Genomic DNA, 22,625 nt, shown 5'->3' on the forward strand with positions numbered 1-22,625 from the left:
TGGCCGGCTCGTGTCTCCCCTTCCACGCTGCTTACCGCCGTGGGACGTCGCTCCCCTTCGCATGATCATGACCCCGGCCAATCGCGAGGACCCGCACACCGTCGAGTTCTTCCGGTCGGTAGAGCCGCCTCGCGTCGACGAGATTCGGAGACCGCATGGTCGCGGTAAAGTCCTCCGCTTTGAGCGCACGGAACTCGTCCCACTCCGTAATCACGATGCAACAATCCGCCTCGGCGAGGGCGGCTTTCGGATCCGCCGCGAATTCGACTTCGTCACCGAGGGCGCGGCGTGCAGCGGGGATCGCCATCGGGTCATATGCTGCGACTCGTGCGCCCTTTTCTCGCAGCCGATGGATGACCCGAATCGCCGCCGCGTCGCGAATGTCGTCCGTGTCCTTCTTGAACGCGAGGCCCAGGACCGCGACGCGTTTGTTTTCTAGGGATCCCACGAGCCGCTCGGAGAGTTCTACCACCTCGTCCGCTTGTCTCTCGTTCACGTCTTCGACGGCGTCGAGGAGGCTCGGGTCGTATCCTCGCGTGCGGGCGAAGGCGATGAGCGCTTGGACATCCTTGGGGAAGCATGACCCTCCGTATCCCGGGCCCGCTTTCAGGAAGTGCGGCCCGATCCTCGGGTCGCGGCCGATCGCGTCCGCCACCTCTTCGACGTCGACGCCGGGTACGCGCTGGGCGATGTTTGCGATCGTGTTGATGTAGCTGACCTTCGTGGCGAGGAACGCGTTGCTTGCGTACTTGATCATCTCCGCGGTCTCCGGCGTCGTCACGATCGTGGGCGGAAGGTCCTTCCCATAGAGGGTTCGGTAGAGCCGTTTCAGTCGACGTCCCGATTCGGCATCGGCGCATCCGATGACCAGCTTGTCGGGATGGAAGGCATCTTGGATCGCAGTTCCTTCTCGCAGGAACTCGGGGTTCATGCAGAGGCCGAGGCCGTCGCCGACCATCTTCCCGCTCGATTCCTCGAGCAGCGGCTTCACGATTGTCCGCGTGGTGCCCGGGGTGACGGTGGACTTCACGATGAAGAGTCGGTAGCCCGCTTCGCCGCGAAGCGCGTTCCCGATTTGGCGCGTCGCGCCCTCGACGTAACTCGTGTCAATCGCCCCATCCGCACGGCTCGGTGTCCCGACCGTCACGAAGATCGCATCCGTCGACGCGACATCCGCCACATCGTCCGTCACGGTCAGTCGCTTGGTCCGCAACGCATCGTGCAGCATCCGGTCGAGCCGCGGCTCGTGGATTGGCGCTCGCCCCGCCTTGACGAGGGCGACCCGTTCCCTGTCGACGTCCATGCCGACCGTCTCAAACCCGCGCTGGGCGAATGTAACAGCCGTGCACAAGCCGACGTAACCCAGGCCCACGAGCGAGACGGAAGGCCGATGTCGTGCCATTGGAATCAGAGTGACGTGGTGCCCCCTCATACGCTGGGGGTCGCGCTGGTGTTCGCTTGTAATGTTTCGTGTTCGATTCGAATCGTCGGCCCAAGAAATCGAAGGGTCTTCCGCTCCGGGCCCGGAGTGTCCACGGGATCAAGGCGAACCGAATCAGCCGAGCCGGCCTCGCCGGTCCGCTCGCGATGGGCCTCGGCCGACAAGATCGGTGTAGAGTCGCAAGGCGCGGCCGCTCGAGCGCCAGTCGCCCGACACCTTCACGGCCGGGAGTTCTTCCTGGCTCGCGCGTAGGCTCAGATACTTCGCGGAATACGGCGACCCCTTCGACAAGGCACGGAGCGGTTTCAGCTCGTCCTCGCGGGTGCCGACGAGGTCCAGGAGGTCGAGCAAGGATCGGCCCATGGTCGTCCGCAGAAGTGCCTCGAGGTCGGAGAGGTTTCCACCGTGGCCTCGGTCGAGGGCGTGGAGGTATCGGTCCCGGTCCGGTGGCAAGATGTGCACGGGCGGCCAGCTGTGCCTTAAGAAATGGAGGTTGAGGAGGAGCCGTCCAACCCGGCCATTGCCGTCGCTGAACGGATGGATGGACTCAAATTCGAAGTGCATCCATGCGCCTAGGGCGAACGGATCTTCGCCGAAGATGTCTCGCTTGCCGTACTCTTCCTCCCATGCGGACATCATCGGTACGACCTTCTCCATCCGCGGGGGGGCGTGCTTCATGCCCGCGATTCGAACGTTGACCTGCCGCCATTGTCCTGCATCCGACTTGATGCCTCGGAACACCTCCTCATGCAGCTCCCGTACGGTGGCGAGGCGGATCGGGGCCTTCCGACGCTCAAGGAGGTTCGCAAACGCTGCGGCGTGCTGGATCGTCTCGATGACGTCGGGCAGCGGATGGTTGCCGACGGATCTTTGCTCGAGCAATATTCGCTCGACGTCGGAGCGACTCAAGGTGTTCCCCTCGATTGCATTCGTGCCCCACGTGTTGAGCGCACCCGCGCGCTTCCACACGCCTTCCGGCAGGGCATCGAGGGCGCCGCGCGTCAGCAGCTCGTCCCGGAGGGTGCGTAATATGCCTTCTCGCATCATGACATGTGTAGGACATACAGACTACTTATAAGAGTATGGTATACACATATTATGTCCATAAATACCATACCGAGGTACCTTGCGCCCGCGGAGGTCGGAGCACAGCCTCTGGGAAACGGTCATCGATGTCCGCGTTCGCCATCGAACGGGATAAGGCGATGACTGCTCAGGGTCCGTCGCGTCGGAAGCAGTGAAGCACGTGGTCATTGACCATGCCGATGGCCTGCATGTATGCATAGCACGTGGTTGATCCAACGAACTTAAAGCCCCGTTCTTTGAGGTCGCGGCTCATCGCGTCGGATCGCTCCGTCTTGGCCGGAAGGTCCCGCAAGTGTTTCCAGCGGTTCTCGATTGGCTTCCCACCGACGAACCCCCAGATGTAGGCATCGAAGCTCCCGAACTCTTTCTGGACGTCCCGTACCGCCTTCGCATTCCGGACGGCCGCCTCGATCTTCAACCGGTTCCTGACGATGCGATCGTCTTCGAGGAGCGCTTTCACCTTTCTGGAGTCGTACCGGGAGACCTTCGCGGGATCGAACCCATCGAACGCTCTCCGGTAGTGTTCGCGCTTCTTTAGGATCGTCAGCCAGGAAAGGCCCGCCTGAGCGCCCTCGAGCACGAGAAATTCAAAGAGCTTGCGGTCGTCGTGTTCCGGGAACCCCCACTCCGTGTCGTGGTACACCTGTAGAAGCACGTCGCGGGCTGCCCACTCGCATCGTCTCATCGAAGCCCCTCGCGTCGTTCGAGGACCCCCTACTCCCGCCTACCGTAGAGACTGTCCACCGACTCAACGAACTTCTCAAGCGACTGCAAGTATCGACTGCTGTCGGGCTTCCAGATTTCGTGGCCGGCGTCGTGGAAGACCTGAATCGATGCTGTCCTGAGGTGCGTTTCGTATTTCCTCGCGTCTTCCGGAGAGAGCAGGGAATCCTCGCGGCCGCCACGGAGGACCAAGGCCGGACACGAGATCTTGGACAAAAGGCCCCACAGGGGTCTCTCCGCCGCTTCGCGTTGAAGCCCGACCGCCGCGTGCCGTTTCGATTCGTCCATCATCGGTTTCGCCCGCTCGACCCAACTCTCCGAGAACGCCGGGTATCGGGCGGGGTAGTCAATCAGGACCAGGCCTCGCAGGAGCTCGGGGAACTCAGACGCAAATCCGATGGCGTATGCCACCCCGACCGAATAGCCGCACAGACAGAAACCCGAAAGGTTGGCCGTCGTCACCACCGCCTCGATATCGGCCACGTGATCTTCGAATCGGTAGCCCGTTTCCGGCGCGTCGCTCAACCCCCGGCCGCGAAGGCTCATCGCCACACATCGACGCGACGCGAACGCTTGCATCTCGGTGAGACAGTCCTCGGCGGATCCGAGCACCCCCGGAACGAACACGATCGGTGTCCTGGATCCTGTCCCCTCCTGATCGCTGTCCAGAAAGTGGATCCGGACCTCCCTGTTTAGCGCCCACCTTTCTTCGACCACGATCGAGGCCGATACATGAGCCATGCCAAGATGGTTGCGCCGCCCAAAGGGAGCGGGTGGCGGTCTCGGCCGATCGCGACGTACCGTTCCATCGTCGATGGGGCCGATGAGATTGAATCCGACCCCTTACGCCTTCGGCGTGTCGAGGTGGCGGGTCAGGAGCTGAAGCGTCCGCTGCCATGCGAGATCCGCGGCGGCTGCGTTGTACGCATCGGGTCGATCCTCCTCGAAGAACCAGTGCGACGTCCCAGGATATGTGTAGAATGTGACGTCCCTTCCGCTGGTCCGGAGGAGCTTCTCGAGTTCTTGCACGGAAGCGGGAGATTCGAATTCGTCGGTCTCCGCGAAGTGACCCAGGAAGGCCGCCATTGAGTCGGCAAATCCCCGCTCGTAGTTGCCTTCCCTGGTCCCGTAGAAGAGGACGACGGCAGCCAGGTCCGCGGGGAGCTCCTGCGCCAACCAAAGAGCCCAGAACGCTCCCAACGAAAAACCGATGACTCCGGGGCGTTTTCCCCGCACGCCGGGATGGATTTGAAGGGCCCTCACGCTCCTTACGATCTCCTCGCTCGCCTCCTTCTCACTCAGTTTCGACATCAGGGCTTTGGCCCCGTCTCTTGTCGACGCGGTCGCGCCGCGGTACAGGTCGGGAGCGAACGCGACGAATCCGGCCGTTGCCAAGCGATCGCAGAGTTCCTTGAAGAATTCGTTCAACCCCCACCAAGCATGGAGGACGAGGACGCCAGGCCCCTTGCCCTTCGTTGGGACCGCCAAATATCCCTTCACTGACCCCTCGTCGCTTTTCAGCTCAACCATTCCCATGTTTCACGTCTCCTTGCCAGGCGGAGCTTCCTGAATCCGGGATCTGTCCTTAAGTCTTAACGCTCGAGTCGACGCTTCCTCGCGCAGACCCAGAGTGAGGCGGATGGGACTGAGCCTCGAACCTCAGTCGGTGGCTCTGACCGGCCGACCGGGTCGCTCCAACGCCCGGCCCACGAGATGGCGGTCGGCTCGGAGCGCGCGCTCGCTCGAGTGCTATTTAGGCATATATGGTCTCCATTTCTGCAGCTCAGGAAGACCATATGACTCTCGGTGGTCGCTCTTGTCAGATTACTCCCGGAGTGCAACGGATTTCATTGGGGCCAACGATTATCTACTAGACGGATAGTAATCCCGCCCGGGTGGGTCACATGGAATGCCGCTCCACGTCGTCCGGTTGCCGAGTGCTGTGGGTCATCGCGGTTGGCTTCGCGGCGGTCCTGTTTCTTGCGGCGATGGCGGTCGGATCGAATCCCGCGTCGGCTCGCGGCGGACCGAAAGATCGGACGCCGCCGACGGCGCCGACGGACCTTCAGGTCCTGAACGTCACGTCGTTCAGCGTGTCGCTCGCATGGAACCCGTCCACGGACAACTCGGGGGTCGCCTCGTACATCGTCCAGGGGTCCCACGGCGCGGGTCTCTGGGTCCCCCACCCCACGACAAGCGTGGTCTTCCTCGCCGGGTTGGAAGGAGGATTCACGTACTCGTTCTACGCCTACGCCGTGGACCTCGTCGGACTCAGCTCGAGCCGGAGCAACACGGTGACGGTCACGCTGCCCCGCGACACGTCGCCGCCGACGGCGCCCATCGTCACCGTGACCGACATTGGTCCCACTCACGTGTCGTTGTCGTTCTCGTCCACGGACGATAGTCCGTTCGTCTTCTACACGGTGTTCCTCGACGGGACGCCGATTTTCTGGGCGGGCACGACCACGTCAGCCACGATCAAGACTCTCGCCCCGGACACGACATACACCTTCACGGTGCAGGCTCGAGACAACGGGATCAACTGGTCTCCGTTCAGCGAACCCCTCACCGTCAAGACGGAACCGAAGAATCCGGACGACACGACGCCTCCGACTGCGGTGACGGGTTTGACGACGAACGGTCTCGTCTTCGGTGAAGAGATCTGGTTGTTCTGGGTGCAGTCCACGGACGACTTCGCGCCTCCGGAGTTCATCCGATACGACATCTACGACAACGGGGTGTTGGTCTCTCAGACTGTCGGTCGCGGCGAGACCGTCTTCTACGGGACGGCCGGAATCGTCAACACGATCTCCGTAGTCGCCGTAGACACGGCCGGAAACGAATCTGCGTCGGCCACGTTGACGATCGACCTGAGCTGAAGTCCCGCGAACGCGTGTCGTGCGATCACGATCGGCGAGCCATCCAACGTGTCTCGGTCCGGCGCTCCGGTTCGCTCTTCCAACGGGCCGCGCGAAGCAGAGCCCACGCAATGTTTCGCCGTGCGGCCAACCGGGCGGGAGTTGAATAGCTGACTTAATGCGGCGCATTCCATTCGGTTTGCTTGCTGTCCACGATGGCCATCCTCTCAATCACCCGCGAGAATGTGCTTGCGTTCCGGCGACGCGCGACGTACCTACACACGCGCTTGCCGCGGGGACGACTCGTTGAGGCCGCGTTTGCAGGACTCCAAGATAGCGCTCCGCGATCCGCCGTCTTGGCGCTCCACGCGCGCGTCAGAGATGTCTCGCCGTCCGCCTGGAAGGATCCCCGGTTCGTCCAAGTCTGGGGCCCTCGCGGCGCCGTGTACGTCGTGCCGGCTCACGATGTGGCCGTCTTCACTCTGGGTCGGTCGCCGCGCAATTCCATCTTGCGAGCTTCTGTGAGCGCCGCCTCCGAAAGAGCAAGGCGCGCGTTCCGCGCCCAAGGGGCTCAACCGGGCCGCGTCCTCTCGGATCGAGCAGCGGGGGTGAATTTCCGCGAGCTGAGAATCGCATCGATGACCGGGGCGCTGAGGATCGAGTGGGATGGAGCCTCGACAGCCTGGCGGCTTGTCGAGCCTCCGACCGAGGCGGCGGAACCGGCCCGCCTCGAGCTCGCGCGTCGGTTCCTGCGGTCGGTTGGGCCTTCGACGCCCCGGGAATTCATGTGGTGGTCGGGCGGGTGGGCTGGATCCTTTGGCCCATCCACACGCGGAGAGCTCTCCGACGCGCAGCAGACGTTCCGTTCTCTCGAAGAGGAACTTAGCGAGGTTGAACTCGAAGGCCGGAAACGGTGGGTCCTTCGGACGGACCGCTCCAGGTTGGAACGCGCGGTGCCCGTCGAAACGGTGCGCCTGCTGCCGCCCGGAGACCCGTATCTGGCGTCCGCAGACCGGGCATTGCTCGTACCGGAGCCACGATTTCGATCCGAATTGTGGCCCAAGTCCGTGTGGCCGGGTGCGCTCATGCTGAACTGTGAGATCGTGGGTACCTGGCGTCGGCAGGTGGGCCGAGTCACCGTGCGAGCTTGGCGACCGTTGGGACCCGAAGTCAAAGCCGCAGTCGAGGAGGAGGTCTCCGGCATGCCCATCGAATCGGCGAGGAAGGAGGTCCGTTGGTCGACGGGCGATGTGCCCCTCTGAGTTGCGCGGTGACCGATCGTTCCCTCGAGAACGATGCCATCGCACCTTGTGTTTGTCGCTAATCGTGCTCCGGATGGCCCTTCATCCACCGCTCCTCATCCTCCGTGGGAGTAAGGGGATATCCGACCGACCAGAGGAACACTCGAGCGGTTGCGGGGCCGATGTGCTTGAACTCGTACTGGAGATCCTCGAGGAGCTTCCCTTCGCGCTTCCCAAAGCCGGCGATGTACCCCTTCACCGAACCGTGTTCCTTCGCCAAGTCCAAAATCGTCCTGGCGTTCTCGACCGTCGCGCGGATTTTCTTTTCGTTCCGGACGATTCCTGGATCCTGCAGCAATGCCCGGATGTCGCGCTCCGATAGCCGGGCGACCTTCTCGGGTGAGAAATCACGAAACGCCTTTCGAAAGTGGGGCCACTTCTTCTCAACCATCTGCCAATTCAAGCCCGCGCTGAAGATCGCCCTGGACATCAGGTCGAGGTACCCGTGGTCGTCCTTCGGGGGGACCGCTTTCCATCCCGGCATGGGGACTGCGACCATGTTCGCTCTATTTATGCCTACCTTCGCATCGGTCCTCGCCCCGCCTTGAGTGGGGCCCATTCTTGAATGCTCCTCGTCATCGATTCTTGCTTCTGCTCAATCGCGTTGTGGGCTTTACCCCCGACAGGCCTAGCGCGATCCACCCCTTGAGGTTATCATCCTCGCCGAGGCCCTTGCTGGCGACAAACACAAATCCTCGCAACGGTCGACCCGTGAAGTCCATAGGACGTGTATGAGGATGTCTTAGCGCTTCCGAGTAGTTCTCTGGGCCGACCCGGACCATCAATTCATCTCTGACGATCCCCAAGACCATCCGCCCGCGGTGCATGATGGCGAGTCCGCCGAACATCTCCTTTTCCGCGATGTCAGGCTCGTGTCGAAGGATTCGTCGAACCCGGTCGGCGAGTCGTTGTTCGTACGCCACAGTTATCATCCCTTGGGTCCGCAAGGCGGAAACGAGGCTCGGATGAGGTAGTCGGAATCCCTCCACCGCGCGCGGCTGGCCGGAGTTCAAAGCATCCCAAAGGCCTTTGCGAACTCGCGAGGATCGTAGTATATCCGCTGTTCCACGATCTTGCCCTCGGCGACTCGAATCCAGTCAGCGATCTGGAGCGTAATAACGGTGCCCGACGGGGTTTTCAGATCCATCTCGTAGATCGAGCAGACCTGGTTGCCCTTCTCGAACTGGCTCTGCATCCGGGTTTGGAGGTGAGAAGGGAGGAGCTGTTCGTTCATTGCGATGTATTGCTTCGCTCCGCTTGCGTTCATCACCGGGCCAGCGAACGACATGTCCTCTGCCAGTAGATCTTCGAGTCCCTTCGTTTTCTTCCCGTCCGTCATCTCATAGAGCTTGTTCACGACCTTGAGCGCTTCTCCCATCGTCCTGCCTCCTTCGGGTTCCGCTTGGCAGCCCCGAGGGAGCATTGTATCAAAAGTATATAAGCCCTGAAGGGAATCGGATGATAGTGGTCCTGATGCGGGACAAACTCATGCTCACCCCACGAGGTTTCGCGATTCCTACGGTGCAGCCTAAAGCCTGCCCCATCCACGCGAGTCTCGGGGTCCTTGGGCGGAAGTGGGCGCTGTTGCTGCTGCGAGACGTTGCTTTTCATGAGCATGTCCGCTTTAGTGACATGCTGCGAAACAGCCCCGGCCTGACACCTAGGATCCTGACAATGCGCTTGAAGGAACTGCAGGAGGAAGGATTCCTCATTCGCGTGACCGACGGAGTTCGGAGTGGCGCAATTACTTACGAGCTCGCGTCCAAGGGCCGGGACGTCATCCCGATCCTCACGGCCATAACGAATTTTGGTATCAAGCATCACGCCCACGTCGTCTTTGAGGATGGCGAGCCAAGGTCGTTGGACGAGATGTTTCCACGGTCACAATCGGAATTGCTCCGCGACCTAAAGGAGTACGCGGATCGGTCCCCCACGGCCAAGGAAGTTTCAGCGAAAGGTCGTCTTCGCGGCCGGAACTTGAACGGTTCCAGAGCCCGGGGGAAATCTCGTGCCGGGAGAGCTCCCGCGGCCACCATCCCGCGTGGCCGAGCTCCGCCCGAATGATAGAAGTGTCCCCAGAATCGTCCCGGCTCGGCCCTCATTCATGCATTATCGGATCTTGCCCGGATGCCGTAGAATAGTGGACCGGGTGGGATTTGAACCCAGAACACCAACCGGACCTGTGCCAGCATGTCTGCTACACTCGTCGGATCTGGGGTTTGTCGCTCGGGTGGAGTCTTGAAGACGACTCGGTGCTGGCCTAGAACCGCTCGGCAAGGGATTTATAGTCGTCATGCTATAGGATTATATCAGATAGACCATAGTCATCGGACACGCAGAGGAATAGATCCACATGGATGAGACAGAATTTAGAATCCTTGACACTCTGTCGCGAGATCCTGGAAGGGAACTCTCGATCAGTGGACTGACCAGGGAAATCCGCCGTCTGCATGGTACCGCCCATTATGCGAACACTTACCGGGCGCTCATGAGTCTGCAGAAACAGGGTGTTGTCCACCTCAAGAAAACCGGGAACATATCATTAGTCTCGCTCGATCTCAAGAACCGTGGAACCATTGATTCACTGTCCGAGATGGAGTTGCGCAGAAGGCACACTCTGCTCGAGAAGCGGGAGGAGCTGCAACGGCTGTACGATGCGTTTTCCGACGCCTCATACCTCGGACCGATATCGCTAATTGATGCCGAGAGGAACATTAAGCTCAATCGCGCGGAACTCCTCATTCAACTTCCAGACTGGGCCTGGAATAGGGCGTCAGCCGATATGTTCGAGGGGAAGCTTGAGGAGGCCGAAGGTAGGCTGGGTATCCGGATTGACGCTCTGACCTTGGACGACGATCGCTTTCGATCTCTGCTAGCCGCACAAGAAAAGAATCCGCTCAAGGAAATGCTGTCAAAGCACACCACCCTGCTGGCTCCTGATCTTTTCTGGAACCAGATCAGAAATGCTTGGGCACGTGGAATTCAGATTCGATTCGATGAAGATGAGACAAATCCTCTCAAGATTTCGGAACAGAATCTTCTGTACAATCTTGCCCGATTCGGATACACTGAGTTCGGCCCTCAGATTAAGGAAGGTCAAGACTTCGGGATTGAGTACGTCGTGATCGCCCTGCTCTTGCGAGGAGATGCAAGACGCATTAGGGCGATACCAGGCCTTCTTGCCAAGAATGCGCCTAACTACGAGTTGATCCTCTTCCTATCAAAGAAATATGGAATGCAAAGCAAGCTCTTCGGGCTCCTCAGAGCCTTGGCGAAACACGAGCGTGACAAGGATCTTGAAAGCGTCTTGCGGATCTTGGAGAAGTCGGGTGTCAAGGAAATCAAGACCGATGGTAGGAGCATCGAAGAGATGATGAGGACCTCTAATGCCCTCAAAAGAGCCTGAAATCGATCCTTCCAGCCTGCTGGACTTTCTTCGGTTGGTTGGCAGAGAGTTGTCCCGTGCAATTGTGTTGGTCGCCGCCGGGGGCACGGCGCTGACGCTCCTTGGTGTCAAGCCTTCCACGCGAGATATTGACTTCACTGGCCCAGGCGAAGACATTGAGGCCTTCAAGCGGGCGCTTGGCGGCATCCCGCACGGGATGAAAGTCGACACTTGGCCGGGTGGTCAAGTATTCACCCAGTTCCTGCCCTCGGACTATCTCGCGAGGAGCAAACCAATCAAGCAGCTGACGAACATCGATCTGAGAGCGCTTCATCCAGTGGATGTCATCGTAACCAAGATCGGTCGCCTGGACGAGCGAGATGAGCAAGACATCGAAGCCTGCATTCGCGAGTTCAAGATCTCGAAATCTGCCGTGGCAAAGAGAGCGAAGAGGGTTGCCTACGTCGGCAACGAGGAACTCTTCAGATCGAACGTCGAGTACGCCCTTCGTCGGTTCTTCGGTTCCAAGTAGGTTGCGAATCGGCAGACGGTCTGTCCCTAAAGGGTGTCGAGTCAATATCGTGACACGTACTGTATGATCAGGTAGGCGTGGTTCAGTCTCGACAGGGCGCGGACCGGGTCTTTCTTGCGGTTGCAACCGCGCCCTTGCGGCCTCAACAACCCTCCAGCGGACTGTCCGGGGGGCAACGGGATTCCGATCGGAATCGGCTCGTTCACTGTTCACTCTAGCTCGGTGATGTCGACGACCACGACTTTACGTCCTTCCCACTCCTTGGGTAGGTAGACCTGGTTTCCGCGCCCATAATTCTTCACTTCAGTAAGGGCGACGTTGAGTGGATTCCCTTTCTCATCAAGCGCGGCGAGAGCCTCCCGCCGTTTTCGGATTTCGATTCGCATATGGTTGGCGTTCGTGGATGGTCTTGTCGGCTTGTTTGTAGAGGACGAGACGAAGGGAGAGGCATGAGTCTGGGTAGCCGCCAGATTGTGGTCCCAGCCTGCACTGCTCTGGAGATCGGGAAGGCTGACATCTTATTTGTATCGAAAAGACATTCTAGAGACCTGGAATGGGCGCGGATCGAGGGACGACCCAAGACGGAGTGTTCGAGCAGCTCTTCTTGCGCGCCTTGGAACTCATGTACTCAGACATTGAGCCTGAGCCAGGCTTTCACCGATTCATCAATGAATGTAGTGATGTTGTTCGAAGCCGTGCATGGGACTCTCTCAGGAGGCTCGACATCCCGTCGGATCTCCGCCATATTGAGAGTTGGCTCAGCTCTCTTCTCGAGGACGAGCCCCCCGAACCGCAGATCAGGGGTCTGTACTTTGGAATCTCGGATCCGTTCGTGGGCGTCGGCTACGAACTCTACTTGTGCGGCTCGAGCCGTTATGATTCAGCGGATGTTGACTTCGCTTGGGCTGCTAATCCGGACTATTGGCCGGAGGATCGATACTCGAAATCCGATGTCTTCCATGCGATGTGGGCGCCGTCAGGGCAAAGACAGCTGCCCTATCAGCTCGCGGACGATGCGATCCCGCTTGTCTATGCGGGTCTCTTGGCTAACTGGCTCTCTTCCCGCATGTCACGGGTCGTCCTGGGTAACGCGAAGTCGCGCGTGATTGCGGTCGGTCATGACGAAGGTGATGCGTATCTCTTGGGTATTGTCGACTCAGACGGATATCACAAGTCGAGCCTCAAGGCTACGTTGGAAGCGATTGGTGAAAGGGAACGCCAGGTCGAGAGGTTTGTCGCCGGACTTGAGCCTGGCCAACGTGGCCACACCGATGAAAACCGGGACTTTCCCTAGTCCGTCGCCAAGTCTGGAAGCTTCAGAGCGACGCATAACCGAATCTCTCTCGATCCCGCGAACCGCTTGGAGGTCGACGAGGTCGAGAAGATCGTTCACGGGCCGGCTCCGGCCTGCCGTGGATGGCGTATGTTTGGCGGATGCCTGGCTGGTTCAATGGAAGAGAGCGCGTTCCCGGGCCCGATGAGGTTGCGTCTCGGTGGTGAGGCCGCAGGATTCCTTGGGTTTCCTGACTATAGTGTCAAATACCATGAGGAACCGCTTCGAGGAGGTCCCTTCTTAAGTGACCCTCAGGTCTTTCGAATGTCCCACTCCATAGAAAAGTGGACCGGGTGGGATTTGAACCCACGGCCTCTACCATGCCAAGATAGCGATCTTCCAGCTGATCTACCGGCCCGCGAGCGGTGTGTATTCGAGGAGGGGATATGAACTCTTGCGGGCAGGTTCCCGCACTCCCAAAGCGGAGTTCGCTGGCTAGGGAGAGATCATCTTACGCATGAGGACTCCGCTCGTCCCCAGGCGGGCGACGGTCTTGAAGCCCTCCCGCCGGAACATCCCCGGAGTCCCGAACCATCGCCATTCCGGCACGGCGGCCATTCTTTCGGAGACGACGGGATACGCCTCAACGACTCCGCCTCCCTGTCTCTTGATCGACTCCAGCGCCGCGTGCAGCGCGAACTTGGCGATTCCCTTCCCTCGGTGGCTCCTCGCCACGAAGAAGCACGTGATTCGCCATAACGTCTCCGTCGGGTCCGGAGCGGCCACTTTGCGGTAGTTCCGTCCCGCATCGATCCTCGGGAGCTCCTCCCGTCTTCCATACTGGCACCATCCGACCGGACTCTTGCCATCGTAGACGAGGATCGCGTGGGACCGCCCTTCGCGGACGAGCGCCTCTTTGTCGGTCCGATTCAGCGCCTTGCGTTGTTCACCGGACAACCCGCGTCCAATCGGCTTCGGCCGTTGGTAATAGATGCACCAACACTGCCCCTGTTGGACCGCCAACACCGCGAAATCGTCGAACGTTCGAGCGCTCAGCTCGCGCGTGGTGTACGCCACCGTGGCCCTCGCCTATGGGTTCGAGATGAATGCGCGAACAGTCGTGTCGAAACCCATCAGGCCGCCGCCTTCGACTTCTTGGCAGGAGGAGCCTTTCGCGCGGGCTCCGCGAACATCTCCAACGGCTTCTCCCGCCGGAGCTTCTCCCCTGGAATCGGAACGGGATATTCGCCGACGAGGCAGCCCAGGCAGACGTCGTCCCGCGAGTGCTTGAGCGCCGCGATGAGTCCCTTGAGAGACAAGTATCCCAGCGAGTCGGCGGTGATGAACTCCGCGATCTCCGGCACGGTCTTCTCGTTCGCGATGAACTGGTCCCGCGTCTTCATGTCGATACCGAGGTAACACGGGAATCGGATCGGCGGACAGCCGATGCGAACGTGCACCTCCTTCGCGCCGGCCTGCCGCAGGATCTGCACGATCTTCCGGAGCGTCGTCCCGCGGATGATGGAGTCGTCGATCAGGACGATCCGCTTGTTCTTCACCGCCGAACGGATGGGGTTCAACTTGAGCATGACGCCGATCTCGCGATCCTGCTGGTCCGGCATGATGAACGTGCGCTCAATGTAGCGATTCTTGATTAGGCCCTCCACGAGGGGAAGCCCCGCCATCTGCGCGTATCCCTGCGCCTGCGCCCGGCCCGACTCCGGCACCGGGACGATGATGTCGGCTTCGACCGGATGCTCCTTCGCCAGTTGCTCCCCGATCTTCACCCGAGCGTCGTACACGAGGCGCTCGTCGAGGACGCTGTCCGGCCGCGCGAAGTAGACCCACTCGAACATGCAGTGCGCCGTGTGGTTCGGATGTGGGAGGCGCATCGACTCGAAGCCGTCCGCGCGCAGTTCGACGATTTCCCCGGGCTTCAGGTCGCGGATGAACTTCCATCCGGGCAGCGTATCGAACACGACGCTCTCCGACGCGATCATCATCCGACCGTCCCCTTCCCCGATGCAAAGGGGCCGGACCGCGTACGGATCGCGGACCGCGTAGACGGTGTCCTTGATCATGAGCGCGAGGCTGTACGCGCCGACGAGACGCCGGGTGAACTCTTTCAGCGCGCGATGCACATCGCCGCCGGTGTTGACGATCTCGTTCGCGAGGAGGCGGACGATCACCTCGCTGTCCGAGGTCGTCATGAACGCCCAGCCCTTCTTGCTCAGCTCCCGCCGAATCTCGTCCGCGTTCGCGATGTCCCCGTTGTGCGCGAGGGCGATGTCGCCGTACGACGTCCTCACGACGATCGGCTGCGCGTTCTCGAGCACGCTCGAGCCCGTCGTGGAGTACCGCACATGGCCGATGCCCGAATTCCCGCTCATTTCAGCGAGGTCCTCGTGGGAGAAGACTTCGTGGACCAGGCCCATCCCCCGCTTCGCCTTCAGGCCGCCGTCGTAGACCGCTAGGCCGGCCGACTCCTGGCCGCGGTGCTGGAGGATCCTCAGGCCGTAGTACAGGTCCGACGCCACGGACGACGTGCCGGCACAGCCGATGATTCCGCACTTTTCCGTCGGGCGAAGGTCGGAGTATTCCGACGTCCCTTCCTCGCGGGCCATCCTCAATGCCTCTTCGCCCAGGTGAAACTCCGAATCCGCTTCGTGCGTCCGTACCCGCAGGACGCGCAGTACCCTTTCTGCTTGTGGAACGAATGCTTGCCGCAACGACGGCATCGGATGTGGACGCTCTTCCGTCCCATCTTGCCGAGCGATGCGGTCCCCTTCGTCACGAAGCCCACCCGCTCATGGGGAGATGTAGATCACGTTGTCTCCGCGGACGATCGCGAGGTCCATCTTCCGCTGGGCCTGGTTGTCCTGCATCTCCTCCGCGTTGCGGAGGACGAGGTTCATGTGCGGGTCGAATCCGTCCAGGATTCCGCGGTACCCGCGCCCGCCCTTCAATTCAACCATCACGTTCGAGCTGATCCGCTGGTTGAGGAGAGAGAGCGGCTTAATCATTGGACCACGGCGCAGCCATGGAGGCGCGCTACTTAAAGGTTTACGGGTTGCGCGAACTTCGGCCGTCGACGTCGCGGCCGTTGCCCTTCGACGGATCGACGAGGAATCCTGAATCGCGGAGGACATCCATCCCCACGATCATGTGATACCGCATGTCTTTGCGGTCCGTGATCGCCACCGCGACGTCGAATTCCCGCCCGGCGATCTTGAGCCTTGCGTCGGCCACGTCGCGTTCCTCGAGCGCCTCGGCGGCGGCCGCACGGACCCGGACTCGGTCGAAGACGGGCCCCAGCCCCGCGCGGGCGGCGAGGTCCGTGTCCAGGCTCGTGCGAGCCGCGCCGGTGTCGATCCTCGCCAGGACGCGGAGTTCCCCCTTGCTCCCGAGGATCGTCACTTCTTCCACGACGCCGATCGTCGTCCGCGCGACGTTCCGTCGACGGTCCGAAACCACGGGGTGCACCCGCCTTCTCCCTTCGGCCGGGCCGATACTCGTCCGTCGATATATCCTTAACCGCCTCATTCTCTCGACACGTTTTTCTGCCGCGAACCGCATCGCGGGGTTCTGCATTTGGCCGGCGGCCTCCCATGAAAATCGGCGTGATCTCGAAGAAGGCGGCGTACTGGTCGACGAAGGCGCTCCTCGCGGCGATCCGTGACGCCGGCCACGAGGCCACCTATGTGAAGACGGACGAAGTCCGCTTGATCGTCGCGGGCGAGGACGACGCGACGTACAACGGGGCGTCGCTCCGACGACAGGACGTCCTCATCCCTAGGATCGGGCGATCGATGACCGATTTCGGCAAGATGCTCCTCCGGCAGCTCGAGCTCATGGGCGTCCGCACGACACTCGCGAGCGACGGCCTCATCACCGCGCGGAACAAGTTCCTCGCACTCCAGTCGTTGCGGCAGGCGGACATCCCGATACCCCGCAGCATCCTCCTCGCCTCCCGGCCGAACCTGATGGAGGCCGCGCAACTCGTCCATTATCCCGCGATCCTGAAGATCCTGTCCGGGACCCAAGGGATCGGGGTGATGCGGGTCAAGAGCATCGAGGAGACCGCTTCGATTGTCGACACGTTGAAGTTTTTCGGCGAGGTCATGTGCCTCCAGGAATACATCCCGAATCCGGGCGTGGACATCCGCGCCCTCGTCGTCGGAGACCGCGTCGTGGGGTCGATGAAGCGGGTCGCGCCACACTACGAGTGGCGGGCGAACATCCACCTTGGCGCGAAAGGCATCGCGATGGACCTCGACGACCGCGCGAAGGAGGTCGCCGTGAGGGCGTCGAAGGCAGTCGGCCTCGAGATCAGCGGCGTCGACATGATCTTCCGCGGCGATACGCCGTACGTCCTCGAGGTGAACGCGTCTCCGGGTTTCCGAGGACTCCTCGAGGCCACCGGGATCAACGCGGCGGAGGCGATGGTCGAGTACGCCGTCGGGAAGGCGAAAGCCGGGTCGCCGAAACGTCCTTGAGCGGGGCGACCGTTTCCTCGGCATGGACGAGGCGCCGATCCCCGGGTCGCGCGTCCGGGCGGCCACGAAGCACGGCACCCTCACCGTCGACGACATCGCGGCGATGCAGCCGGGCATGGCCCGGCTCATGGACGAGCTCAGCCGCCGCTACTGGGTGCTCTACTACGCCGCGAAGGCGGGGAACTGGGACCTCGCCCGGTACATGGAGCAGGAATCGGAGAAGCTCCTGACGACCGCCGCGGTCGCGCGGCCGAAGTATCGGGACGACATCGGCTCGTTCCTGCGGGATCGCTTCGGGCCCATCGCCCGTTCGATCGAGTCACGGGACTGGCCCGCCTTCGAGGCCGCGTACCGCCGGGGGATCGAGGATTCCGACACATATCACGAGAAGTACAACAAGCGCTTCATCCGGTTCCGCCTCCCGGACCACCCGCCGGAATGGTTCGACCTCGCCCCGCGATAGCTTTTTGGCCCGCATATGCGTGCCCGTGGCGTATTCGCATGGACTACGTCACTTTGGGACGAGGCGGTCCGAAGGTCTCCGTGATCGGGGTGGGGATGTGGCAGGCGGGCGGCAAGGCGTGGGGCGCCGACGTCCGAGACGAGGACTGCCGCAAGGCGATGGAGCACGCGGTCGAACTGGGGATCAACCTCGTCGACACCGCGGAGGCGTACGGCGACGGGCACTCGGAGAGCGTCATGGCCCAGGCGATCCGAAACGTCGGCCGCGACAACGTCTTCCTCGCGACGAAGGTCGCGGGATGGCACCTCCATCCCGACGACGTCAAGAGGGCGTGCGCGGCAAGCCTGAAGCGGCTCGGCGTGCGGGAGATCGATCTGTACCAGGTGCACTGGCCGGATCCCTGGAGTCAGGTGCCGCTGCGGGAGACGATGAAGACGCTCGAGGCGTTGCGCCGCTGGGGCAAGATCCGCCACATCGGCGTGAGCAACTTCGGCGTGCGAGACCTGGAGGAAGCACGGGCCGCCCTTTCGAGAGACGACATCGTCTCGGACCAGGTGCGGTACAACATGCTGCAGCGAGAGGTCGAGGCGGAGGTCTTGCCGTACTGCGAGCGGGAGGGGATCGGCGTCCTCGCGTGGAGCCCGATCGGGAAAGGCGTCCTCTCCGGCAAGTACCACCGCGGGAAGCGGCCCAAGGACCGCGTCCGAGCCGACGAGGAACTGTTCAAGCCCGCGAACCTGCGCGCCGCGGCGCCCCTGGTCCAGGAGCTCCGGAAGATCGGGAAGGCCCATCGCAAGACGCCGGCGCAGGTGGCGCTGGCGTGGCTCCGCCGGCATCGACATGTGATCCCGATCCCCGGCGTGAAGCGGTCCTCGCAGGCGGAAGAGAACGCGGGAGGCGCAGGCTGGTCTTTGGACTCCCGCGAAATCCGGGGGCTGGCCGGGATCCTGCGGCGATTGAGGATCGACACCTTCTAGGGCCCGGGTTTCTTCCGACGCATCAAGACGGCCGCCGCCACCGCGACGATCGCGACGACGATGACGACGCCCCCGATCAGGAGCGTCGTGTTGATTCCGGTCGTCCCGCCTCCGCCTCCGACGGCGCGGACGGTGAACGTCCCGTTCATCACGTCCGGATGGTACTGGCATCGATACGTGTAGTTGCCCGGAGCCAAGGTCACCTGGAAGCTGTAGCGGATCGAAGCCCCGAAGTCGTTCGAGTGGGGTTCGCTCGTCTGCTGGACCCGGTCGTTGTTGAGATCGATGAACCAACTGTGGAGCTGGCCGTCCGCCGACGTCAGATCGATCGTGACCGTGTCGCTCTGGTTGACCACCAACGTGGGACCGGGTTTCGTGAACGTCCCGTTCACCTCGCCCCAGCCGAGCGTGCCGTCTCCGTACAACTCGAACGTCGGCGCCACCCGGACGACGATCTGGCCCTTCATGATGGCCGGATGGTAGTGGCACCGATACGTGAAGGTCCCGACGCGGTCCGCGGTGAACGAAAAGGTCCCAGCGGTGTTCCCGCTAAAGTCGCTCGAATGCGGCTCGCCGGTGTCCACGGCGGAGTTGTCGTTGTAGTCGACGAACCAGTCGTGAAATACGCCGGTGCCGTCGACCGAGTGGAGAGTGAGGTCGACCGTATCGCCCACGGTCACGGTGATGGTCGGTCCCGGGTTCGTGAGCGGGGTGCTCGTGAACCCCCAGCCGGTGTTCTGACCACCGTACAGCGTGAACGGCTCGACGTCGGCCCGCACCGGCGCGAGCGCAAACGCCGACGCGACGAATGCAAACGCCAGAGCGGCGACGTAGACTGCCTTTCGAGTTCGACTCATGGTCCGTTCCTCCGGCTCGGCGAGCCGATTCCCCGTGATAAACCTTTCCCGGAATCATCATGTGGATAGAGCTGAGTGTGGTGCGGGGGATGGGAATTTCCGCCCCGCGCGTGCGCGCGGAGCATTTGAACCCACGGACTCCTGCGAGACCGGATCTTAAGTCCGGCGCCGTTGTCCTAGCTTGGCTACCCCCGCGCCGCGCCCATCGGGCCGTCGGTTAATGCCTTTTACGTTCGGTCGCCTCGGGCGTTCGCCGAACGGCTCCGGCCGCATGGACGCGCGGCAGGCCCGATGCAACGCAACGACGTCGGTCCCCCGCGATGCGAATTCGCCCTCATTTCGTTCGCGGTCCGAGGCTTTAATAGAAAGGGCGCGGGTCCGGTCCCCGTGGCGCGCCTCGACGGGCGAGTGGCGTTGGTGACGGGAGGGAGCGGAGGCATCGGCCGCGCGGCCGTCGTCGAGCTGGCGAAAGAAGGTGCGGACATCGCGGTGCAATTCAACCGGGGGAAGGAATCCGCCGATGCGGTCGTCGAGCGGGCGCAGAAGCTAGGCCGCCGCGGCATCGCAATCCAAGCGGATGTCGGAGATCCCAAGGCGTGCGAGCGCCTCGTCCGCGAGGCGATTCGGTCGCTCGGCCGACTCGATGTCGTCGCTTGCTTCGCGGGCCACCCGTACCGCGACGAGGAGTGGAACAAACCGTTCGAGGAACTCACGCCCGCGGAAATTCGCCGTCCCCTCGACGTCGACCTCCTCGGATCCGTCTACGTCGCGCAGGCCGCCATCCCGGCGATGGTCGAGCGAGGTCGCGGCAGCCTCATCTTGACCGGCTCGACCCCCGCGATCACCGGGGACGCCGTCGGGATTTCGTACCTGATGGCGAAGGCGGCGATTCACGCGCTGGCCCGCGCGCTCGCCCAAGCGTACGGCCCGAAGGGCGTGCGCGTGAACGCGCTCGCGCTCGGGAACATCACGACCGGCCCGATGGAAGCCGTATCCGATGTAGAGCGGCGCAAGCTCGCGGAGGAACCCGCCCTGAAGCGGTGGGGAACGCCCGAGGAGGTCGGACGCGTCGTGGTCTTCCTGGCCTCCGACGACTCGGCGTACATCACCGGCCAGACGCTCGTCGTCGACGGCGGGTACGCGATGCGCTGATCCGCTCACGGCGCGGGCAGCGTCACGCCTTCCATCGCGAACGTCGCACGCGTCCCGCAATTGTGGCACGTGAGGAGAAGGAGCGCCTTGCCATCGGAGAATTGTTCGCGGATGATCCAGTGGCATCGGCCGCACCGGCACTGGAGCCGGAATTCGTCGTCGGAGCCGCGGACCTGGAGCCGGAGCCCGTCTTCCGCGCTCCTCCAGCGCTGGACGACCATTGAGGGAGTCGCATCGTAGCGGACGTCGCGGACCATTCACTCCTCCGACCGTTCAACGGCTCGGCGCCTTAAACACCTTTCCCACGGCCGATGGATACGAGACTCGGCCTTCGCGGACCTTCGCGAACTTCGTGAGCCGATGCGGTTGCGTCGCGTGCGGGCCGAGGATGTGCGTGACCCGAGCGCCCCGTGCGAGGAGCGCATCGGAGAGGAGCGACCGGTGGCATTTCCACGGCACCGCTTCGGCGCACATGATGGCGGCTCGTCGCTCCGTTGCCGAGAGGAGCAGCCGGTCCAACGCGGCGGCGAATTCGGGCGAAGCCATGTGGTCCGCATAGCCGCGGAAGCCCGCGCTCTCCCAGCCCGTGTTCCGGCTGTCCGGCCGTGGCTTGCGGTAGCCTCCCAGGTCCACGAGGTGTTCGTATCCGACGCCGTGCGCCAGTAGCTCTCGCCCGAGGAACGCGGCCGTGGCCCACGGCGCCCGGGTGGACGTCGGGAAGTGGCGGACGTCGACGAGCAACTGGATCCGGTGTCCCTCGAGGAGCGAGAGGAATTCCGCGAACGTTCGCGTGGAATGTCCGATCGTGCAAATCGCCCCCGTGGCCGGCCCGAACATCGCGATCCTGTCCGCGTCAGAGACGACGATCCCCCGTTACGAACCTATCGGAGCTGCAGGTGTACGATCTCGATGAGTCCGTTCGACGGCGGTTCGAAGGACCTTGATTCGGCCGCGGACTCGCAGGCGCTGGCGCCGATCGGTCTCCGGCGCCGTACCCGACGCCCGGTCTACGAGACGGTTGCCGTGTAGATGTCCTGGTCTCGGGGCGTCGCCGCGGCGACGTTCCGGTTGTCGGCCCAGATCGGATGGACGCCCGCCGCGTTCGAGGCGATCCCGTTGTAGTCGCCGAGGAACGCGCCTCCGCCAGCCGTGATCCCGAGATTCGGGTCGAACGGGGCGTCCGTCACCCGGACGTTCGGGAGGAAGCTGACGCCGTCGTCATCGGACTGCGCGTAGTACACGTCCAGGAGCTTCCCGTCCGGATCGTTCCGGCTGTCGTAGAACGAGACGTCCACGCGCCCGTCGAAGGTCGTGATGGCGGGGAAGATCTGGTGGTTCGTGGCGACATCGTTCACCCGGCTCGGTGCGGACCAAGACCCTCCGAGGTCCATCGAACGGGCGATCACGATATCCGCGTTGCCGGTCGAGTAGTCCGCCCACGTCACGAAGACGGTGCCTGTCGTCTGGCTCACTGCCATCCGCGGGAAGCTGTCGAGGCGGTACCGGCTCCCCGGGAGCGGCTCGGGCACGGGGACGATCGAGGCGATCGGCCGCTCGGGCTCGAATGTCGCCCCGCAATCCAGGGAGCGTGTGAATAGGATCGTGTCCTTGCGGAAGTCCTCCCATGCCACGTACACTTGGCCTCCCGGTCCCACAGCCACCGTGGTGCCCTGGTTCTGCGAGTTCGGCGAGTGGCTCAGATGGATGATCGGGGTCCACGACCGTCCGCCGTCGACGGATCGCTGGAACACGATGGGGACGGACCCGCCGGCGCTTTCGAAGAGGGCCCACGGCATGTACAAGTTGCCATCGCACGATCCGCCGGTGTCGTCGACGGCGATCCATTCCTTGTCGGTGACGCGCGAGTTCCCCGGGCCGCCCAGCTTGTCGCTTGGCGTGTCGTGCCCCGCGTACACGACCGAGGTGAAGTCGTACGTCGCCCCGAAGTCCGAGTATCGCGTGAGGACGACCCACCCCGCGAACTCCGTCGTCGTCGGCCCGAACGCGAGCCACGCCAGGTAGACGCGTCCCTCTCGGTCCGCCGTGATGACGGGGTCGCTGCCGATCGTCCAGCCGGCGTC

The 22,625-nt window shown here is 62.6% G+C and carries 27 protein-coding genes and 2 tRNA genes; 9 read left to right on the top strand and 20 right to left on the bottom strand.

Going from position 1 to position 22,625, the window contains the following annotated elements:
* Positions 1-31: 31 nt before the first annotated feature.
* The 5 genes from VF992_06565 to VF992_06585 form a co-directional block, all read right to left on the bottom strand.
* The gene (locus VF992_06565; protein ID HEX9340816.1) at positions 32-1,432 is read right to left on the bottom strand and encodes a UDP-glucose/GDP-mannose dehydrogenase family protein; all 1,401 of its coding nucleotides are present in this window, start codon (positions 1,430-1,432) and stop codon (positions 32-34) included.
* 123 nt (positions 1,433-1,555) lie between these two features.
* On the bottom strand, positions 1,556-2,488 hold the full coding sequence (locus VF992_06570) for a Fic family protein (GenBank protein HEX9340817.1): 933 nt from the start codon (positions 2,486-2,488) through the stop codon (positions 1,556-1,558).
* Positions 2,489-2,654: 166 nt separating this feature from the next.
* Positions 2,655-3,212 (bottom strand): DNA-3-methyladenine glycosylase I, encoded by a 558-nt coding sequence (locus tag VF992_06575; GenBank protein ID HEX9340818.1) that lies wholly within the window; start codon positions 3,210-3,212, stop codon positions 2,655-2,657.
* A 29-nt stretch (positions 3,213-3,241) separates the two neighbouring features.
* The gene (locus tag VF992_06580) at positions 3,242-3,967 is read right to left on the bottom strand and encodes an alpha/beta hydrolase (GenBank protein HEX9340819.1); all 726 of its coding nucleotides are present in this window, start codon (positions 3,965-3,967) and stop codon (positions 3,242-3,244) included.
* 126 nt (positions 3,968-4,093) lie between these two features.
* Entirely contained in the window at positions 4,094-4,786 is a 693-nt protein-coding gene (locus VF992_06585; GenBank protein HEX9340820.1) for a dienelactone hydrolase family protein, read from the bottom strand.
* A 368-nt stretch (positions 4,787-5,154) separates the two neighbouring features.
* Here VF992_06585 and VF992_06590 point away from each other — a divergent pair, with 368 nt between their 5' ends.
* Together VF992_06590 and VF992_06595 are read left to right on the top strand one after the other, a co-directional pair.
* Entirely contained in the window at positions 5,155-6,129 is a 975-nt protein-coding gene (locus VF992_06590) for a fibronectin type III domain-containing protein (GenBank protein ID HEX9340821.1), read from the top strand.
* Between the two features lie 194 nt (positions 6,130-6,323).
* Positions 6,324-7,370, top strand: coding sequence for a crosslink repair DNA glycosylase YcaQ family protein (locus tag VF992_06595; protein HEX9340822.1), 1,047 nt, complete (start codon positions 6,324-6,326; stop codon positions 7,368-7,370).
* Between the two features lie 58 nt (positions 7,371-7,428).
* Here the strand turns inward: VF992_06595 and VF992_06600 are convergent, their stop codons facing one another.
* From VF992_06600 to VF992_06610, 3 genes are all read right to left on the bottom strand, one after another.
* Entirely contained in the window at positions 7,429-7,893 is a 465-nt protein-coding gene (locus VF992_06600) for a DNA-3-methyladenine glycosylase I (GenBank protein HEX9340823.1), read from the bottom strand.
* Positions 7,894-7,984: 91 nt separating this feature from the next.
* Positions 7,985-8,332, bottom strand: a complete 348-nt coding sequence (locus VF992_06605; protein HEX9340824.1) for a TfoX/Sxy family protein — start codon at positions 8,330-8,332, stop codon at positions 7,985-7,987.
* Positions 8,333-8,418: 86 nt separating this feature from the next.
* Positions 8,419-8,787, bottom strand: a complete 369-nt coding sequence (locus VF992_06610; protein ID HEX9340825.1) for a nuclear transport factor 2 family protein — start codon at positions 8,785-8,787, stop codon at positions 8,419-8,421.
* A 975-nt stretch (positions 8,788-9,762) separates the two neighbouring features.
* On the opposite strand from VF992_06610, the gene VF992_06615 reads away from it, so the two are divergent.
* Positions 9,763-10,815 (top strand): hypothetical protein, encoded by a 1,053-nt coding sequence (locus tag VF992_06615; GenBank protein HEX9340826.1) that lies wholly within the window; start codon positions 9,763-9,765, stop codon positions 10,813-10,815.
* Positions 10,796-11,326: a DUF6036 family nucleotidyltransferase gene (locus tag VF992_06620; GenBank protein HEX9340827.1), complete on the top strand. Its 531-nt coding sequence runs from the start codon at positions 10,796-10,798 to the stop codon at positions 11,324-11,326. The genes VF992_06615 and VF992_06620 overlap by 20 nt, the downstream gene beginning before the upstream one ends.
* A 209-nt stretch (positions 11,327-11,535) precedes the next feature.
* Here the strand turns inward: VF992_06620 and VF992_06625 are convergent, their stop codons facing one another.
* Positions 11,536-11,712, bottom strand: coding sequence for a DUF2080 family transposase-associated protein (locus VF992_06625; protein ID HEX9340828.1), 177 nt, complete (start codon positions 11,710-11,712; stop codon positions 11,536-11,538).
* A gap of 446 nt (positions 11,713-12,158) precedes the next feature.
* On the opposite strand from VF992_06625, the gene VF992_06630 reads away from it, so the two are divergent.
* A complete protein-coding gene (locus tag VF992_06630; GenBank protein HEX9340829.1) occupies positions 12,159-12,620 on the top strand; it encodes a hypothetical protein in 462 nt (153 codons plus the stop codon).
* A gap of 324 nt (positions 12,621-12,944) precedes the next feature.
* Here VF992_06630 and VF992_06635 read toward each other — a convergent pair.
* The 6 genes from VF992_06635 to VF992_06660 form a co-directional block, all read right to left on the bottom strand.
* Positions 12,945-13,017: transfer RNA gene (locus VF992_06635), tRNA-Ala, on the bottom strand.
* Between the two features lie 77 nt (positions 13,018-13,094).
* Positions 13,095-13,676 carry a GNAT family N-acetyltransferase gene (locus tag VF992_06640; GenBank protein HEX9340830.1) on the bottom strand — a complete coding sequence of 194 codons (582 nt, stop codon included), beginning with the start codon at positions 13,674-13,676 and terminating at the stop codon, positions 13,095-13,097.
* A 56-nt stretch (positions 13,677-13,732) separates the two neighbouring features.
* Positions 13,733-15,223 (bottom strand): amidophosphoribosyltransferase, encoded by a 1,491-nt coding sequence (gene purF, locus VF992_06645; protein ID HEX9340831.1) that lies wholly within the window; start codon positions 15,221-15,223, stop codon positions 13,733-13,735.
* Positions 15,224-15,225: 2 nt separating this feature from the next.
* Positions 15,226-15,393, bottom strand: a complete 168-nt coding sequence (locus VF992_06650) for a 50S ribosomal protein L37e (protein ID HEX9340832.1) — start codon at positions 15,391-15,393, stop codon at positions 15,226-15,228.
* 13 nt (positions 15,394-15,406) lie between these two features.
* The gene (locus VF992_06655; protein HEX9340833.1) at positions 15,407-15,622 is read right to left on the bottom strand and encodes an LSM domain-containing protein; all 216 of its coding nucleotides are present in this window, start codon (positions 15,620-15,622) and stop codon (positions 15,407-15,409) included.
* Positions 15,623-15,662: 40 nt separating this feature from the next.
* Positions 15,663-16,073 (bottom strand): RimK/LysX family protein, encoded by a 411-nt coding sequence (locus VF992_06660; protein HEX9340834.1) that lies wholly within the window; start codon positions 16,071-16,073, stop codon positions 15,663-15,665.
* 134 nt (positions 16,074-16,207) lie between these two features.
* On the opposite strand from VF992_06660, the gene VF992_06665 reads away from it, so the two are divergent.
* Genes VF992_06665 through VF992_06675 form a run of 3 tightly spaced genes read left to right on the top strand, consistent with a single transcriptional unit; the run spans position 16,208 to position 18,535 of the window.
* Positions 16,208-17,095 (top strand): RimK family alpha-L-glutamate ligase, encoded by an 888-nt coding sequence (locus VF992_06665; GenBank protein HEX9340835.1) that lies wholly within the window; start codon positions 16,208-16,210, stop codon positions 17,093-17,095.
* Positions 17,096-17,117: 22 nt separating this feature from the next.
* A complete protein-coding gene (locus tag VF992_06670; protein HEX9340836.1) occupies positions 17,118-17,558 on the top strand; it encodes a hypothetical protein in 441 nt (146 codons plus the stop codon).
* A 38-nt stretch (positions 17,559-17,596) separates the two neighbouring features.
* Entirely contained in the window at positions 17,597-18,535 is a 939-nt protein-coding gene (locus tag VF992_06675) for an aldo/keto reductase (GenBank protein HEX9340837.1), read from the top strand.
* Here the strand turns inward: VF992_06675 and VF992_06680 are convergent.
* Both VF992_06680 and VF992_06685 read right to left on the bottom strand, forming a co-directional pair.
* Entirely contained in the window at positions 18,532-19,392 is an 861-nt protein-coding gene (locus tag VF992_06680) for a hypothetical protein (protein HEX9340838.1), read from the bottom strand. The two genes, VF992_06675 and VF992_06680, sit on opposite strands and share 4 nt — an antisense overlap.
* Before the next feature lie 78 nt (positions 19,393-19,470).
* Positions 19,471-19,587 (bottom strand) — tRNA-Leu (locus tag VF992_06685).
* Positions 19,588-19,779: 192 nt separating this feature from the next.
* On the opposite strand from VF992_06685, the gene VF992_06690 reads away from it, so the two are divergent.
* On the top strand, positions 19,780-20,544 hold the full coding sequence (locus tag VF992_06690) for an SDR family NAD(P)-dependent oxidoreductase (protein HEX9340839.1): 765 nt from the start codon (positions 19,780-19,782) through the stop codon (positions 20,542-20,544).
* Between the two features lie 5 nt (positions 20,545-20,549).
* On the opposite strand, the gene VF992_06695 is transcribed toward VF992_06690, so the two are convergent.
* The 3 genes from VF992_06695 to VF992_06705 form a co-directional block, all read right to left on the bottom strand.
* Positions 20,550-20,801 (bottom strand): hypothetical protein, encoded by a 252-nt coding sequence (locus VF992_06695; GenBank protein ID HEX9340840.1) that lies wholly within the window; start codon positions 20,799-20,801, stop codon positions 20,550-20,552.
* A gap of 16 nt (positions 20,802-20,817) precedes the next feature.
* Positions 20,818-21,381 carry a DUF488 domain-containing protein gene (locus VF992_06700; GenBank protein HEX9340841.1) on the bottom strand — a complete coding sequence of 188 codons (564 nt, stop codon included), beginning with the start codon at positions 21,379-21,381 and terminating at the stop codon, positions 20,818-20,820.
* A 170-nt stretch (positions 21,382-21,551) separates the two neighbouring features.
* Positions 21,552-22,625: sialidase family protein (locus VF992_06705; protein HEX9340842.1), on the bottom strand; the 1,074-nt coding region annotated here is incomplete at its 5' end.

It is taken from the genome of Thermoplasmata archaeon (genome assembly GCA_036395115.1).
Taxonomy (GTDB): domain Archaea; phylum Thermoplasmatota; class Thermoplasmata; order RBG-16-68-12; family RBG-16-68-12; genus RBG-16-68-12.